Origin of the sequence: Streptomyces radiopugnans (genome assembly GCF_900110735.1) — a bacterium.
Lineage (GTDB): Bacteria > Actinomycetota > Actinomycetes > Streptomycetales > Streptomycetaceae > Streptomyces > Streptomyces radiopugnans.
In genome coordinates this window covers 197,191-212,382 of sequence record NZ_FOET01000010.1, presented here as the reverse complement: position 1 = coordinate 212,382, position 15,192 = coordinate 197,191, and the positions used below count along the sequence as shown (strand labels likewise).

At 74.6% G+C, this 15,192-nt stretch carries 12 protein-coding genes; 2 read left to right on the top strand and 10 right to left on the bottom strand.

Annotated features, from left to right (window positions below):
* The 7 genes from BMY40_RS18725 to BMY40_RS18695 form a co-directional block, all read right to left on the bottom strand.
* A partial coding sequence (locus BMY40_RS18725) for an adenosylhomocysteinase (RefSeq protein ID WP_093661041.1) occupies nucleotides 1–792 on the bottom strand: 792 nt, incomplete at its 3' end.
* A gap of 405 nt (nucleotides 793–1,197) precedes the next feature.
* Nucleotides 1,198–2,142: a cation diffusion facilitator family transporter gene (locus tag BMY40_RS18720; RefSeq protein WP_093661039.1), complete on the bottom strand. Its 945-nt coding sequence runs from the start codon at nucleotides 2,140–2,142 to the stop codon at nucleotides 1,198–1,200.
* A 156-nt stretch (nucleotides 2,143–2,298) separates the two neighbouring features.
* Complete coding sequence (gene manA / locus BMY40_RS18715; RefSeq protein WP_093661037.1) at nucleotides 2,299–3,510, bottom strand: mannose-6-phosphate isomerase, class I; 1,212 nt, start codon at nucleotides 3,508–3,510, stop codon at nucleotides 2,299–2,301.
* A 170-nt stretch (nucleotides 3,511–3,680) separates the two neighbouring features.
* Nucleotides 3,681–4,853 carry an SIS domain-containing protein gene (locus tag BMY40_RS18710; protein ID WP_093661035.1) on the bottom strand — a complete coding sequence of 391 codons (1,173 nt, stop codon included), beginning with the start codon at nucleotides 4,851–4,853 and terminating at the stop codon, nucleotides 3,681–3,683.
* 34 nt (nucleotides 4,854–4,887) lie between these two features.
* A complete protein-coding gene (locus BMY40_RS18705; RefSeq protein ID WP_093661033.1) occupies nucleotides 4,888–5,058 on the bottom strand; it encodes a Trm112 family protein in 171 nt (56 codons plus the stop codon).
* Nucleotides 5,059–5,242: 184 nt separating this feature from the next.
* Nucleotides 5,243–6,601, bottom strand: coding sequence for a phosphomannomutase/phosphoglucomutase (locus BMY40_RS18700; RefSeq protein WP_093661031.1), 1,359 nt, complete (start codon nucleotides 6,599–6,601; stop codon nucleotides 5,243–5,245).
* Between the two features lie 50 nt (nucleotides 6,602–6,651).
* Nucleotides 6,652–7,047: a DUF3499 domain-containing protein gene (locus BMY40_RS18695; RefSeq protein WP_237880924.1), complete on the bottom strand. Its 396-nt coding sequence runs from the start codon at nucleotides 7,045–7,047 to the stop codon at nucleotides 6,652–6,654.
* A gap of 443 nt (nucleotides 7,048–7,490) precedes the next feature.
* Between BMY40_RS18695 and BMY40_RS18690 the strand changes: the two genes are divergently transcribed.
* On the top strand, nucleotides 7,491–7,955 hold the full coding sequence (locus tag BMY40_RS18690; protein ID WP_093661028.1) for a metallopeptidase family protein: 465 nt from the start codon (nucleotides 7,491–7,493) through the stop codon (nucleotides 7,953–7,955).
* Nucleotides 7,956–8,018: 63 nt separating this feature from the next.
* Here BMY40_RS18690 and BMY40_RS18685 read toward each other — a convergent pair whose 3' ends face one another.
* From BMY40_RS18685 to BMY40_RS18675, 3 genes are all read right to left on the bottom strand, one after another.
* The gene (locus BMY40_RS18685; protein ID WP_093661026.1) at nucleotides 8,019–9,557 is read right to left on the bottom strand and encodes a DUF5719 family protein; all 1,539 of its coding nucleotides are present in this window, start codon (nucleotides 9,555–9,557) and stop codon (nucleotides 8,019–8,021) included.
* Nucleotides 9,554–13,237 (bottom strand): glycosyltransferase, encoded by a 3,684-nt coding sequence (locus tag BMY40_RS18680; RefSeq protein ID WP_093661024.1) that lies wholly within the window; start codon nucleotides 13,235–13,237, stop codon nucleotides 9,554–9,556. Before BMY40_RS18680 ends, BMY40_RS18685 begins: the two co-directional genes overlap by 4 nt.
* A gap of 347 nt (nucleotides 13,238–13,584) precedes the next feature.
* Nucleotides 13,585–13,848 carry a WhiB family transcriptional regulator gene (locus tag BMY40_RS18675; RefSeq protein WP_003950432.1) on the bottom strand — a complete coding sequence of 88 codons (264 nt, stop codon included), beginning with the start codon at nucleotides 13,846–13,848 and terminating at the stop codon, nucleotides 13,585–13,587.
* A 790-nt stretch (nucleotides 13,849–14,638) separates the two neighbouring features.
* Between BMY40_RS18675 and BMY40_RS18665 the strand changes: the two genes are divergently transcribed.
* On the top strand, nucleotides 14,639–15,160 hold the full coding sequence (locus BMY40_RS18665) for a cysteine dioxygenase (protein WP_093661022.1): 522 nt from the start codon (nucleotides 14,639–14,641) through the stop codon (nucleotides 15,158–15,160).
* Nucleotides 15,161–15,192 lie beyond the last annotated feature (32 nt).

Sequence of the window (15,192 nt, the reverse complement as noted above, 5' to 3'; positions counted from 1 at the left end):
GTACTTGTTGTCGAACTTCGACTTGGTCACCGAGTCGTTGACGTTGATCGCCGGGAAGAGCAGGGCACCCTCACGCTGCATCTCGTACAGCCGGTGCACCCCGGTGGTGGTCTCCTCGGTCACCCCGCGGATCTCCGACGCCAGCTGCGTCCACTTGCCCGGCCGCTCGGCCAGGGTGCGGGCCAGCAGGCCCAGGATCACCGCGTGCTCCTCGGACTCGGCCGTGGCGACGTCCGGCACCGCTCCGGCCTTCTCGTACTCCACGCCCTTGTGCACCAGCAGCGTGGCGTCCCCGCCGTCGTCCAGAATCATGTTCGGCCCGCCGGTGGGCGCGTCCGGCCAGGTCAGCGCCTGCTCGGTGCACCACCAGTACTCCTGAAGACTCTCGCCCTTCCAGGCGAACACCGGCACCCCGCGCGGATCCTCCGGCGTGCCGTCCGGGCCCACCGCGACCGCCGCGGCGGCGTGGTCCTGGGTGGAGAAGATGTTGCACGAGGCCCAGCGCACCCGCGCCCCCAGCGCCACCAGCGTCTCGATCAGCACCGCGGTCTGCACCGTCATGTGCAGCGACCCGGTGATCCGCGCCCCGGCCAGCGGCCGGGCGGCGGCGTACTCCTCCCGGATCGCCATCAGCCCGGGCATCTCGTGCTCGGCCAGCGTGATCTCCTTGCGGCCGAACGCCGCCAGGGACAGATCCGCCACCTTGAAGTCCGGTGCGGTGCCGGCCGAAGTGCCGGTCGAAGTGTCGGTCGCGTCGGTCGATGCGCCGGTGGGCGCGTCGGTCGTCGTCATCGGAAGCTGCTCCTCGGAATCGGTCGAGGTGTCATGGCTGGCTGGTCTGCGGCAGCGGACGGGCACGCGGGACCCGGACACACCGGCGGTCCGCCGTGGTGTGCCGTCGTCACCGTACGCACCATGAGAACGTACGTGTCCCCTGACCGCAGCGCAGTCCGTCGGAGGCCCTCTCTCCCTCGGCCGGCCCGTGTGGCCGCCCGACCGCCATCAGCAGCGACGTCTGTGCCTTTCCGAGGCTACACGTTCGGCGCGTCACCCGGACGGGACAGGGCACGGGCGCCGGGCGGGACCGCGGGTTTCCGGTCACCGGAGCGGGTGCGGCCGGTGACACGGTGAGCGGCCCGGGACGTGGTCCGTCCCGGGCCGCTCGCCGTGTCGCGCCGCCGTACCGCCTGCCGCCGCTCAGAGCGCCTTGGCGGCGGCTTCCTCGGTCTCGGCCGCCCGGTATATGTCCGGCTCCAGGTAGATCACGCGGGCGATCGGAACCGCCGCGCGGATCCGGTGCTCGGCCTCGTCGATCGCCCGGGCCACCTCGGCCGCCGACTCGTGGCTCTCCACCGCGACCTTGGCGGCGACCAGCAGCTCCTCCGGGCCGAGGTGGAGCGTGCGCATGTGGATGATCCGGGTGACCCGCTCACCGTCGACGATCGCCGCCCGGATCTTCCCGAGCTCCTCCGTACCGGCCGACTCGCCCAGCAGCAGCGACTTGGTCTCCACCGCGAGGACGATCGCGATGAGGACGAGCAGCACACCGATGCAGACGGTGCCGATGCCGTCCCACACCGGGTCGCCGGTCAGGAGCGCCAGGCCGACGCCGCCCAGGGCCAGGATGAGGCCGACCAGGGCGCCGAGGTCCTCCAGGAGCACGACCGGCAGCTCGGGCGCCTTGGCCCGCCTGACGAACGCCGTCCACGACTGCGTGCCGCGGATCGCGTTGGACTCCCTGATCGCGGTGCGGAAGGAGAAGATCTCGGCGATGATCGCGAAGACCAGGACTCCCACCGGCCAGTACCAGTGCGACAGTTCGTGCGGGTGCCTGATCTTCTCGTAGCCCTCGTAGAGGGCGAAGAGGCCGCCGACCGAGAACAGGACGATGGCCACGAGGAAGGAGTAGATGTAGCGCTCGCGCCCGTATCCGAAGGGGTGCTCCTCGCTCGCCTTCTTCTTCGCCTTCTTGTGGCCGAGCAGCAGCAGCGCCTGGTTGCCCGAGTCGGCGACGGAGTGGACGCCCTCCGCGAGCATCGACGAGGAGCCGCTGAAGGCGAACGCCACGAACTTGGCCGCGGCGATGGACAGGTTGGCGGCCAGCGCCGCGACGATCGCCTTGGTTCCGCCTGATGCGCTCATGGAAGGCTGACTCTCCTGGGAAGACGGCAGGGCTTGTTCCGGGTCGAGGTCCGGGTCCGGGTCCGGGGAGGGAGCCGGTGCGGGGCTCGTTCCCCTGCCGGGCACCGGTACTCGCGGCGCGGCAGTGTGTGGTGCGGTGGTGCGGTCACACCGCGGTCATACGGCCACGGTCGCGCGGAAGAGCGTACCGCTGCCGGAGACCGCCACACGCTCGCCCGCCCGTACGAAGGCCGACCGGCCCCGGGCGAGGACGAGTTCGCCGCCTCCGCCGCCTCCGGTCACCTCCCGCAGGGTGATCTCCCCGTCCGTGCACAGCAGGATCTGCGGTGTGCGGTCGTCCAGGTCGTGCGGCTCGGAGCCGGGTGCCAGAACGTACCGGGAGAGCCGGAACTCGTCGACGGGCGCCGCGTACACATCCTCGCCCCCGGAGGTGGTGCGCGGCCGCAGCACCTCCGGCTCCGTCGGCTCGAAGCGGACGACGCGCAGCAGTTCGGGGACGTCCACGTGCTTGGGGGTCAGGCCGCAGCGCAGCACGTTGTCGGAGTTGGCCATCAGCTCCACGCCCAGGCCGCCGAGGTAGGCGTGCGGGACGCCGGCGCCGAGGTAGAGGGCGTCGCCGGGCTCCAGGCGCACGACGTTGAGCAGCATCGCGGCCAGGACGCCCGGATCGCCGGGGTAGTGGCCGGCGATGCCGGCGTAGGCGGCGTACTCCCGGGCGTACGGCCCTTCCCCGGCGGCCAGTCGCCGTGCCGCCGCGGCCGCCCCGTCGACGGTCTCGGCCATCGCCTCCCGGTCCGCGGAGAGTACGGCGGTCAGCACCTCGCCCAGCGCCTCGTCCTCGGGCCGGGCGCGCAGGATGTCCGCGTAGGGCTTGAGGCCGCCGACGTCCAGGGCCTCCAGCAGGTCGGCGGTCTCGGCGGGGCGGCGGAAGCCGCACAGGCCGGTGAAGGGGGTGAGGGCGCAGATGAGTTCGGGCTTGTGGTTGGCGTCCTTGTAGTTGCGGTGCGGGGCATCGGCCGGGACGCCGCGCTCCTCCTCGTCGGCGAAGCCCTCCCTGGCCTGGACGAGGTCGGGGTGCACCTGGAGGGAGAGCGGGGAGGCGGCCGCCAGCACCTTGAACAGGAACGGCAGCCGCGGTCCGAACGCCTCGACGACCGCCGGGCCCAGCTCGCCCTCGGGGTCGGCCGCGATCGCCTCCGACAGGGACGTCGCGCCTCCCGCGCGGTCGATCCGCGACGGTGCGCCGGGATGGGCTCCCATCCACATCTCGGCCTGCGGTTCGCCGGTGGGCTCGGTGCCCAGCAGTTCGGGGATGGCGGTGGTGGAGCCCCAGGCGTAGGGGCGCACGGTGTTGGTGAGGAGGTCCATGCGGGGTGGTGTCCTTGGGTCCTTGTTCCGGGCCCGGACCTCGTCGTCCGGGCTCTGACGGCGCTTGACGGCGTTTGACGGCTCTGAACTGCTCCGGCGCTCGGGTGCCTTGGCCCTCAGGTCCCCGGCCCGGCGCCCCGCGAACCCGGCGCCCGGGCCGGGCGTCCCTGTCAGCGCCGCTCGCCGCCGGCGAGCGCGAGGTAGACGGCGGCGAAGTCCACGGTGGCCAGCAGTTCGGCGGTGGCCTCCAGGGGGGTGCTGCCCTCGGCCGGCTCCAGTTCGCTGACCGGGGTGCCGTGCCCGTACGCCAGGTCGCGGGCGGCGACGGCGGCGGAGTGGGCCGCCGGGGGGCCCTCGCGCAGCAGGACGATCCGGGCGCGCATCGTCTCGGGCTCCTCCACCCTGTCCCGGAAGAAGTCGTCGGTGTCCTCCGCGCCCGCGAAGGAGCCGGTCAGCAGGGCGCCGTGTGTGGTGAGCGCCTCCGGCAGGAGGGCGGCCAGCGCCGGGCGGCCGACGAGCGAGGTGAGGGTGGTGGCGAAGTGGCGGGCGGCGGCGGTCGCGATGGTGCCCTCGCTCCACAGCAGTGGCAGCGCGTCGGAGAGTTCCGCGGCCAGGGTCTTGGCGGGGTTGCCGTAGGTGGCGGCGGCGGGGCCGCATCGCTCGGCGACCCGGTCGAGACGGTCGGCGAGCGCGGCGAGCTCCTCTGGGCCGGCGGCGGCCAGGCCGAGCCGGTCGGCCAGGGCGAGGAGCGGGGTGAGCAGCGCCCACAGGACGCCGGGGGCGGCGGGCGGGGCCGGGGTCTGCCGCTCGTAGGCGTCGCGCGGGTCGGGGCCCTCGTAGTGCTCCCCGGGTGCCTCGGCCAGCGGTACGGCCAGGCCGCGGGCCTGGATGGTCGCCTCGGCCAGCGGGGCGGGGGCGGGGCTGACGGAGACGACGGTGCAGCCCCGGCGGTACGCCTGCTCGGCGAGCGCGGTCAGGCCGCCCTCGTGGCCGTCCGGGGTGGCGAGCAGCAGCAGGTCCAGCGGGCCGGCCCAGCCCGGCAGCGTCCAGCGCAGCGCGCCGGGGTCGGGGAGGGAGCCCGCGGGGTGGAGCAGCATGACGGGGACGGCCCCGTTGCCGAAGGCCGCGAGGAGGTCGGCGACGCAGGAGACGGCCGGTCCGGTGCCCGCGACGAGGATGGTGCGGGGGCGGCCGTCGGGACGCAGTTCGGTCAGTCCCGCCTCGGTGGCGTGCCGCAGGGCCGTACGGGCGCGGGCGCCGGAGGCGGCGGCTCCGCGCAGCAGGCCGCGGGTGTCGGCTCCGGCCAGGGCGTCGGGGGCGTCGAGCAGGGTCTCGTCCAGCATGTGCGGCCTCTCCGGTCGCCGGGGGCGGTCGTGCTCAGGCGGGACGGCGTGCCTCGTCGACGAGGAGGACGGGGATGCCGTCCCGGACGGGGTACGCCAGCTTGCACTCGCTGCCGTCGCAGACCAGTTCGTCGCCCTCCTCGCGGAGGGGGGAGTGGCACGCCGGGCAGGCGAGGATCTCCAGGAGACCGGCTTCGAGCGGCATGGGGTGCGTCCCTTCGGAGCGGATGCGGTGCTGTTCCGTGGTGCTGTCGTGCGGTCAGCGTACCGCCGGGAGACCGCTCTCCGTCGGCGGGTGCCGCGGCACGGTGCCGTGACGGGCGGCGGGGCGGCGCCGGGACCGGTGGCCGGTCCCGGCGCCGCCGTGCGGTGCTCGCCGGTCCGGCCCGTCAGGCGCGGACGATCGCCAGCACCTCGTCGCGGACCCGGGCGGCCGTCTCCGCGTCGCGCGCCTCGACGTTCAGGCGCAGCAGCGGCTCGGTGTTGGAGGGGCGGAGGTTGAACCACCAGTCGGACGCCGTGACCGTCAGGCCGTCCAGCTCGTCCAGCGTCACGCCCTCACGGCCCTCGTAGGCGGCCCTCACCGCGGCGGCGCGTCCCGCCTGGTCGTCGACGGTGCTGTTGATCTCGCCGGAGGCCGCGTAGCGGGCGTAGCGGGCGACCAGTTCCGACAGGGTGCCCTGCTGTCCGCCGAGCGCGGCCAGGACGTGGAGGGCGGCGAGCATGCCGGTGTCGGCGTTCCAGAAGTCGCGGAAGTAGTAGTGCGCCGAGTGCTCGCCGCCGAAGACCGCGCCGGTGCGCGCCATCTCCTCCTTGATGAAGGAGTGGCCCACCCGGGTGCGCACCGGGGTGCCGCCCGCCTCCTTGACGACCTCGGGGACGGACCAGGAGGTGATGCAGTTGTGGATCACGGTGGAGCCGGGGTGCTTGGCCAGCTCGCGCTCCGCGACCAGGGCGGTGATCGCCGAGGGCGGGACGGGCTCGCCCCGCTCGTCCACGACGAAGCACCGGTCGGCGTCGCCGTCGAAGGCCAGGCCGATGTCGGCGCCGGTCTCCCGCACCCGGGCCTGGAGGTCGACGATGTTGGCCGGATCCAGCGGGTTGGCCTCGTGGTTGGGGAAGGTGCCGTCGAGTTCGAAGTACATCGCGTCCAGCTCGACCGGCAGGCCGTCGAGGACGGTGGGGACGGTGTGGCCGCCCATGCCGTTGCCCGCGTCGACGACGGCCTTCAGCGGGCGGATGCCGGTGAGGTCGACCAGTGAGCGCAGATGGGCGGCGTAGTCGGCCAGCACGTCCCGCTGCGTGATCGTCCCCGGCTTCTCCACCGGTTCGGGAGCCCCGTCGGCGGCCCACTCCTCCACCAGTGCGCGGATGTCGGCCAGGCCGGTGTCCTGGCCGACGGGGGCGGCGCCGGCCCGGCACATCTTGATGCCGTTGTACCGGGCGGGGTTGTGGCTGGCGGTGAACATCGCGCCGGGCAGGTCGAGTCGGCCGCTGGCGAAGTAGAGCTGGTCGGTGGAGCACAGGCCGATCTCGGTGACGTCGGCGCCGCGGGCGGCGGCGCCCCGGGCGAAGGCCCGCGACAGGCCCGGCGAGGAGGGGCGCATGTCGTGTCCGACCACGATCGCGCTCGCGCCCGTGACCGTCGCGAACGCCGCGCCGAACAGCTCGGCGAGGGGTTCGTCCCACTGGTCGGGCACCACACCACGTACGTCGTACGCCTTCACGATGTGTGACAGGTCAGGCACGGTCCACCCCTTCTGGAGTATCTGGCGACGCCCCAAATGTAACGGGGCGATCAGTTCTCGGGGGAACGCAGTACCCGCAGGTGGCCACGTCGAGCCACCTCCATCAGATCCGTCTCGCGCACGCCGCCGGAGCCGGGCTGCTCGGTGGGGGCGGGCTTCCTGCGCTGCGGGGTGCGGGCGGCCTCGCGGACGGCGTTGGCCAGGGCTTCGAGGTCGTCGCCGCTGGGACGGGCGGGGCCCGCGTCCACGGCGAGGCGGACGACCTCCCAGCCGCGCGGGGCGGTCAGCCGCTCCGAGTGCTCCGAGCACAGGTCGTAGCAGTGGGGCTCGGCATAGGTCGCGAGGGGGCCGAGGACGGCCGTCGAGTCCGCGTAGACGTACGTCAGCGTCGCCACGGCAGGGCGGCCGCACGCGGTGCGCGAACAGCGACGTACAGGGCTCACGATGTTGGACGGTACCGCACTCTTGAGCGGGCCGCGACGACTCTCCGGGAGGTCACCCTGTTGTGTCGTGCCGGCCCGCCGGGTTCCCGCGCCGCGGCGGCGGACCGGCTGACCTGGCACGGGCCGGAAAAGTCCGGTTGGCGGCGGGGCGGAAGCCGGACATAGGCACCGTTACCCCTTCGTTCGGATTCCGTCATCGAGGAGCGATCATCGATCGGGGAGTTGTCCGAAACGGCACCGCGGAAAAACGGAACCGGTCGCTCTCCGACAACCGGTGGTGGACGCCGTCCCGTGCTCCGGGGAGCGTGGAACGGCGCGCGGGACGGCGCGGGGCCGCTGTGCGACGGCGCGGGGCCGTTGTACGGCGCCGTGGGACGGCGGCACGGGACGGCCGGGCCGCGTCATCCCTGCTCCCAGGCCTCCTCCGGGCGGCTACTCTCAAGGTGATGAGCAACCCCGTACCGCCCCGCCGGCCCGATCCGCGACCGCGTCGCCGGGATCGCCATGGACGCGGCATGCGCGGCCCCATCGCGCCGCCCCAGGTGCCGCTCGCCATGAGCCGCGCCGACGTCTTCGACGACCTGGTGCGCGACTCCGCGGACCGGCTGGAGAGACAGTGGCCGCAGCTGTCCGGGGTGGAGTTCGTGGTGCAGGAGGTACCGCCCGCCGCGCCGGGGGGCGGCTGGGTCGACGGCTGGCTCGACGGCCCGGACAGCGTGCCGCTCGGCCGGTACGCGGCCGCGCGGGACGGTCGCCCCGACCGCATCGTCGTCTACCGGCGGCCCATCGAGCTGCGCGCCAGGACGCGCGACGACCGGGCGCTGCTCGTCCACGAGGTGGTCGTCGAGCAGGTCGCCGAACTCCTCGGACTGGCCCCGGAGTCGATCGACCCGCGCTACGGGCAGGACTGAGACGGGCCGGGCCCGGCGGGCGTCCTCGGGACGCCCGCCGGGCCCGGCCCGCCGTACGCCCGCTCAGTCGACGAGCACCGACAGGTCCTGCCCGGCCCGCGGCACCGCCACCGTCCCCCGGTCGTCCGGGAGCGTCTGCACGGTGAACATCGGGATGCCGTCGTCCACCAGCGACAGCGTCCGGGCCGCGTACACCGTCCCGCCCGACAGCCGTTCGACGGTGAGCGCGTAGCGCCCCTTCGCCCCCTCCGGCCGCAGATCGTCGACGGCCGTCGTGGTGCCGGCCTTGAGGTCGAACGTCTTGCTGACCGGTTCGCCGCCACCGCTGCCCGCCGACGCCGTCACCCGCACCTTCGCGGCCTTCTCCGGTGCCACCAGCGACAGGACCGTACCGCCGTCCTCGCCGTTCTCCGCCCCGGCGTCGCTTCCGGCCGCGGACGCCCGCTCCCGGACGGGCTCGGTGGCGGGGATGAACGCCGTCTCCTGCCGCGCTCCCTCGCCGCGCAGCACGCGCAGCGCCGCCACGACCCGGGTACCGCCGCCGCCGTCCTCGGCCGGGGAGAGGATCAGCGAACCCGGTTCGCCCCTGGTCACGTCGCCGAGGTCCACGGCGGTGGTCGTACCGCTCCTGACGTGGAGGGTCTCCTGGCCCGCGGGGGTGATGGCGCCGGTGGGGGTGGCCAGCCGCACCTTGAGGTCCGCGTCCTTCTCACCGGGCGCGAAGACGACCAGGCGTACGGCGGTGGCGTCGGCCGGGATGCCGGGCAGGACCAGGGAGCCCCGGGAGTCGGCGGAGGCCGGCAGCCAGTCGCCGCCGAGCTTCTCGTCGAGTGACTGCACCTGGGCCCCGATCCGGCCGCTGCGCGCCACCACGTGCAGGACCACGTTGGTGACCGGCTCCCGCGAGAGGGTGGAGAGCAGCACGGGCACCGTGGAGCGGCCGGGGACGTTGAGGCCCTCGCCGCTCTCGGTCTTCACCGAGCCGTCCTTGCCGTACAGCTCCAGGTCGACCACTGCCGGGGCGTCGTCGGGGTTGGTGAGGTGGATGTAGTCGTGGCGCGACTTCGCCGTGCTCGCGCCGGGGAACCAGAACTCGGTGCCGGGCACCGTGCAGGAGACGCCCAGCAGCCCGCGGCCGGTGCCCGCGGTGACGAGGGTGGTCTGCTGGACCGTCCAGCCGGGGGCGAGGCTTCCGTCGGCCGAACCGGTCAGCGCGGGCGAGCCGCTGCTGTCCGCCTCGGCGGTGACCGGGACGCCGGGCTTCTCCAGGGGGACGACGGGGTCGGGCTCGTCGGCCTTCTTCCCGTCCTCGCCGCCGCTGCCGCCGCCTTCCAGGGTGCTCCCGGCCGGCAGCAGCCCGGCCCCGCTGCCCTCGGTCCCCTTCCGCTCGGCCCCGCCCTCGGGCGTGTAGGCCGTGTACGTGGTCTCGCCCACCTCGGAGGAGGCCGGCTGCGGGCACACCAGCGTGGAGCGTTCCACGGGGAGCCGGGCGGCGGCGGGGCCGGCGGCGGGCTCGCCGGAGGGAGTGGTCAGCGACGCGACGCCGGTGACGGCGGCCAGCGCGGCGACCACGCCGATCAGGGAGTGGATGGTGCGGTTCATGCGCGGTCGCTCCTGTCGCCGTACGTCGTGCCGTCGCCGTAGGTCTCGCCGCCGTAGGCGCCACCGTACGTCGTGCCGTCGCCGTAGGTCTCGCCGCCGTGGGCGCCACCGTAAGTGCCGTCGTAGGCGCCGCCGTCGTACGGGGGCCGGGGCTGCCCGCCCTGCTGTGCGTACGGGTCGCCCTGGCCGGCGTACCGCTGTCCGTCCCAGCCGTCCCAGCCCTGCTGCTGCGGCGCGTACGGGGACTGGGGGCCGGGTGCCGGTGCCGGTTCGGGTTCCGGTTCGGGTTCGGTCGGCGGCGGGCCGTCCGCCGCCTCCTGCGCCGCGCGCAGCCTGCGGGCCCGCCGGCCCTCGCCCTCCACCGGCTGGGCCGGTACCGCCTCGGCCGCCTCGGGCAGGTCGTCGTCGATCTCGCGGCGGCGCCCCGGCAGCGCCATGACCAGCACCACCAGCATCAGGAAGCCCTGCACCCACACCCATGCGGTGTGCGCCGCGGGGGTCTCGTGGACCAGCTCCAGCCGGCCGCCCTCCGCGGGCAGTTCGAAACCCTGCGCCCAGCCGTCCACGGTGACGGGCTTGAGCGGGCGCCCGTCCAGCGTGGCCCGCCAGCCGGGGTCGGCGGCGTCGGCGATCCGCAGCACCCGCCCGGCGGGTCCGGCGGGGACGCCGGTGCGCGCCTCGACCGGCCCGGCCGCCACGGTCACCGGCTCGGCCGCCGCGCCGCCCTTCCCCTCCGGGGGGACGATGGTGATCCGGGCGACCTGGGCGTCCACCCGCCACAGCGCGCTGCCGTCCTCCTGGCTGAGCCGGGACAGGCCCGGTGTCGCGTCCAGCACCCCGCTCATCTCGCGGGGCGCGCCGTCGCGCACCAGGACGTAGCGGACGGCGTAGCCGCTGAGCTGCTCGGCCTGGTCGGCGCCGGAACCCGCGACCAGGTTGCCGACGATCTCGTCCAGCCGCCGGTCGCCCCCGGCCTCGCGGGCCGTGTCGCCGTCGCCCAGCCGGGCGCCGGAACCGCGGACGAGGGTGTACGAGACCCGGGCCGCCGCGGAGGACGTGCTGCTCCCGGCGTTCCCGGCGCCGGTCTCGCCGTCCAGGACGAGGGTGCGCGGCCGGTCCCGGGTGCCGCTCTCCTCGGCGACGAACGCCGGGACCTGCACCGGGCTGCGCCGCGACAGCGGCCCGTCGGCGCCGCCCGCCATCCAGACGGCGGCGGCCACCAGGGGCGCCACGGCGGCCGCGAGGCCGATGAGGGCCGCGACCGGCTGCCGCCAGCCGAAGCTCTGGGCCGCGACCCGGCCGCGCGCGCCCTCGGCGCCGAGCACGGCCGCGGCCAGCAGGCCCAGCCCGTAGACGAGGGTCGCGGGCCCGGCCCAGCCGGATCCGCCGGTGAGCGCGGCGAAGAGCAGACCGGCCAGGGCGGTGGTCCAGGCGGCCAGGATCGCGGTGCGCCGCTCGGAGCGCAGCAGCGCGGCGAGGGCGGCGAGCACCACACCCGCGAAGAGCGTCCCGCCCACCGTTCCGGGCCCGCCGGGGTCGAGGGTCAGCAGGCCGGTGGCGGAGGCGCTGCCCTCGCCGTACGGCAGACCCGCCTCGCGCAGGAAGGCCGAGGGGCTGGTCAGCAGACCCGCCGACCACGGCGCCAGCAGCACCATCGGCACCGCGAGCAGCACGGCGGTGCGGACCGCGTAGGCCGCCGCGTGGGCGCGCTGCCGCACCCGCAGGGCCAGTACGGCCAGCGCGAGTACGGCGGTGACCGGCCAGACGACGGGGGTGAAGGCGGTGGTGAGGGTGAGCAGCAGCGCCAGGGCCCACACGGGGCGCCAGCCCGGCCGGGTGTCCCCGGCCGTCCGCAGCCCCGAGGCCGCGACCGCGGCCCGGGCCATCAGCGGCAGGACGATCGCGAGCACGGCGGTGCCGAGCCGGCCGCCCGCCAGGGCTCCGGTGACGGCGGGCAGGAAGGCGTAGGCGACCGCGCCCCAGGCGCGCAGCAGCCGGGAGCCGACCAGCGGCCGGGAGGCGAAGTAGGCGGTGAGCCCCGCCAGCGGCACCGAGCAGACCAGCAGCAGGGTGAGGGTGAAGCCGGTGCTGCCGAGGAAGACGGTGGCGAGCGTGGCGAGGACCGCCAGATACGGCGGTGCGGACCCGGCGACGCCGGTGCCGACCGGCTGCCAGACCTCCAGGTGGCGCGCCCACAGGTCGGCGGCGGAGCCGGGCGCGGGCAGCAGCGCGCCGCCGGCCAGCGCCCCGCCGCCCAGCAGGTCGCGGCAGGCCACCAGGGAGGCGAGGAGGAGCACGGCGAAGAGCACGGGCGCCGGCTTGCGGGCGATCCGCTTCAGCCGCGCGAACTGCTCGACCTCCAGGAAGTCGGCGTCGTCGTCGCCGGGCCCGGTCTCGACGGCGCCGTGCCGCGCGCCGGAGGAGACGTCGGAGTCGGAGCGCCGGGCGAGGCTGCCCGCCACCTGCTCGGCGGTGGCGCGTACGGTCGCGCCCGGGGGCGGGAAGAGGGGGCGCAGCTCCGAGTGCGCGACCGCGGGTCTGCCGCGCCTGCGCCGGGCGGCGAGGATGCGCTCGGGGCGCAGGAGGGTGCCCATGAGCCCTCTGAACTCGTCGAGCGCCTGTCCGGGCACCTTGCCGACCAGATAGGCGAGCATCCTCAGCAGGGTGCCGAAGACCAGCCGCAGCAGGACCCAGGGCAGCTTCTTCCCGGGGGTGTTGACGAGCAGTGTGTAGACCGCGCCCGCCTTGTCCACGCGGTGCGGACCGGCGACCGAGCGCCCGACGCAGTCGATGGGCCGCCTCTCCCGGGAGGAGGCCTCGGCGTGCCGGACGACGGCGTCGGGCGCGACGAGCACCCGGTACCCGGCGGCCTGGACCCGCCAGCACAGGTCCACGTCGTCGCGCATCAGCGGCAGGTAGCGGTCGAAGCCGCCGAGCCGCTCGAAGACGTCGCGGCGTATGAGCATGCCGGCGGTGGAGACGGACAGCACCTGCCGCACCTGGTCGTACTGGCCCTGGTCCTGCTCCCGCCGGTCCAGGCCGGTCCAGCGGCGGCCGCTGTCGGCGATGGAGACGCCGATCTCCAGCAGCTGCCGGCGGTTGTACCAGCTGCGCAGCTTGGGGCCGACGACGGCGGCCGTCTCGTCGGCGTCGGCGACGCGGAGCAGTTCGGCGAGGGCGTCCGGCGCGGGCGCGCAGTCGTCGTGCAGCAGCCACAGCCACTGGACGGGTTCGCCGTAGGGCAGTTCGGGCATGTCGTAGGCGTCGTCGCGCCAGGTCCGGGTGACCGGGTCCCAGCCGCTGGGCCGCCTGAGGTACGCCAGGTCGTCGGGGCCGAGGACGGGCGCGGTGCGGGCCGCCTCGCCGACCGCCGCGCCGAAGCCGGTGCGGCGGGCGAGGTGCAGTACGCGGTCGGGGCCGATCGCCTCGGAGACCAGCCGCGCGGAGTCGTCGGCGCTGCCGGTGTCGGCGGCGATCACGTCCTGCACCGGCCGCTCCTGGCCGGTGATCCCGGCCAGGACTTCGGGCAGCCAGCGCTCGCCGTCGTGGGAGACGAGCACGGCGGTGACGACGTGCTTGGGGAACTCCGGCGGCCCGCCGGGGTCGGCTTCGGGCCGCGGGGAGACGAACGCTGCTGTGGCCGCCTCGTACTGGGCCGCCGGGTGGCTGTGCACGGACATCGGGGTAGGGGCCCTCCGGCCGGGGTCCGGGGGTCGCCCCCCGGAAGGCTGCTGCGTCGGACTGCTGGAAGTGTGCTGGACGCGGGTGCCGTGCGCTCGGCGGCCGCGTCGTGGACGGCCCCCCACACTAATGGCTGAACGCGTCCCGGCGTCCGGGGTCCTGGGTACCGGCGCCCGCGCAGCGGTCCGCCCCCGCGCGGTGCGCGGGGGCGGACGGGGTTGCTCTGTGGTCCGTGCGGTGTCCTGTGCCGTTTCGTCCGCCGGTCGTCTGACGCTTCGCCAGGCGGCCGCACGGCCGGGATGTCGCGCGGACGTTCGGGAGGGCGGGGACGGGCGAAGCCGGTCCGTCAGACGGCCGCCTTCTTCAGGCGGCGGCGCTCGCGCTCCGACAGGCCGCCCCAGATGCCGAAGCGCTCGTCGTTGGCGAGGGCGTACTCGAGGCACTCGGAGCGGACCTCGCAGGCGAGGCAGACCTTCTTGGCCTCTCTGGTGGAACCGCCCTTCTCCGGGAAGAAGGACTCGGGGTCGGTCTGGGCGCACAACGCGCGCTCCTGCCAGCCGAGCTCCTCGTCCGCCTCTTCGACCAGCAGTTGTTCGAACAGCTCGGTCATGCGCGCCCCTCGTCTGTCTTTACGTCCCCGTGATGCTGTCGTTATCGATCCCGGCCGAACGACACGAGTGAAATTACAAGTGTGTACATCCACGCGAGTCAAGCCGAGATCTGCTATTGGGTCCGTTATTCACTCTGCGGAACCAAACCCTTGCATTAAGTGTTTAAATCACCACAAACCACGACAGGCGGATCGGACATCTCACCCAACCGACCCTCCCGCCCGGAAGGACGCGCCCGCCCCCGGCCGCGTTGCCCTCCGCGCTCCGAAGCGATCCCGATCACACTCTGATCACAGATCCACAACGACGTTTGTGCGTGCGGATGTTGCGCCACTTGTCCGCTCCCGACGCGCATAAACCTTTCGCCGACCCCGACAACCGGAAGTGGTGAAACACGGCTGCCAAACGGGCCGTCCGGTTGACGGCCGGTTGACAGCGAGACGAGGTACCCGTTCTCCTTGGTGTCATGCCAGCGATCCGCTCGTTCAGCCCGGCCCGCCACCGCGGGGCCCTTCGCGCTGCCCGGGCCTGCTGTCGCTGTTGTCGCCGTTGAGGTCCTGGGTCGAGGTTCCGAGGCTCCCCAGGCTCTGAGGTTCCCGAGGCGTACCGGGCCGCCATGGCCGTCGGCGGCCGGCCGCGTGGAAGGCCATCCCTTCCGCCGTCACCCTCCGCCTCCCGCGCCTCCCCTCCACGGCCCCCGCGCCCCCTCTCCCAGGGCCCTGCCCTCTCCTGCCCTCTCCTGCCCCTCCCGTCTTCTCCGCCCCGACCGCCCCGGAGGAACTCCCCACCGTGAACAGCGACGTCCAGATCGCCGGCGACCCGCTCGCCATCCCCCACCTCCTGCCGCCCGTCCCCGAACACCCCTCCACCGTCGCCGGTTTCGCCGGTCTGGCCCGTACGATCGCCGCCGACCGCGCCTCGTGGGCCCCGCTGGTGCGGTACGACGCCACCACCCGCTGGTACCACCGGCTGCGCACCGGGCCCGGCTACGAGGTCTGGCTGCTGAGCTGGGTGCCGGGCCAGGGCAGCGGACCGCACGGCCACGGCCCCTCCTCCGGGATCCTCACCGTCCTCGGCGGCGAGCTGACCGAGCGGGCCGCGAGCGGGGACCGCGTACTGGGCGCCGGTGCGCAGCGGGTCTTCGCACCCGGCTACGTCCACGAGGTCGTCAACGACGCCCTCGAGCCGGCCGTCAGCCTGCACGTCTACTTCCCCGGCCTCACCGAGATGCCGATGCACCCCCCGCACGCCGTCTCGTGCGCCCCGGCGGAGGGGGAAGCGGGGGCGCCCCGCAGCCCGCTGCCGGGCTGACGCCCCGCCCCGACAGGGCGGCCCCGGACTGA

Coding starts and splice junctions, on each gene's coding strand:
- BMY40_RS18720 (WP_093661039.1), bottom strand. CDS start 2,142: ATGAGCGCATCAGGCGGAACCAAGGCGATCGTCGCGGCGCTGGCCGCC.
- manA (WP_093661037.1), bottom strand. CDS start 3,510: ATGGACCTCCTCACCAACACCGTGCGCCCCTACGCCTGGGGCTCCACC.
- BMY40_RS18710 (WP_093661035.1), bottom strand. CDS start 4,853: ATGCTGGACGAGACCCTGCTCGACGCCCCCGACGCCCTGGCCGGAGCC.
- BMY40_RS18705 (WP_093661033.1), bottom strand. CDS start 5,058: ATGCCGCTCGAAGCCGGTCTCCTGGAGATCCTCGCCTGCCCGGCGTGC.
- BMY40_RS18690 (WP_093661028.1), top strand. CDS start 7,491: ATGAGCAACCCCGTACCGCCCCGCCGGCCCGATCCGCGACCGCGTCGC.
- BMY40_RS18685 (WP_093661026.1), bottom strand. CDS start 9,557: ATGAACCGCACCATCCACTCCCTGATCGGCGTGGTCGCCGCGCTGGCC.
- BMY40_RS18680 (WP_093661024.1), bottom strand. CDS start 13,237: ATGTCCGTGCACAGCCACCCGGCGGCCCAGTACGAGGCGGCCACAGCA.
- BMY40_RS18675 (WP_003950432.1), bottom strand. CDS start 13,848: ATGACCGAGCTGTTCGAACAACTGCTGGTCGAAGAGGCGGACGAGGAG.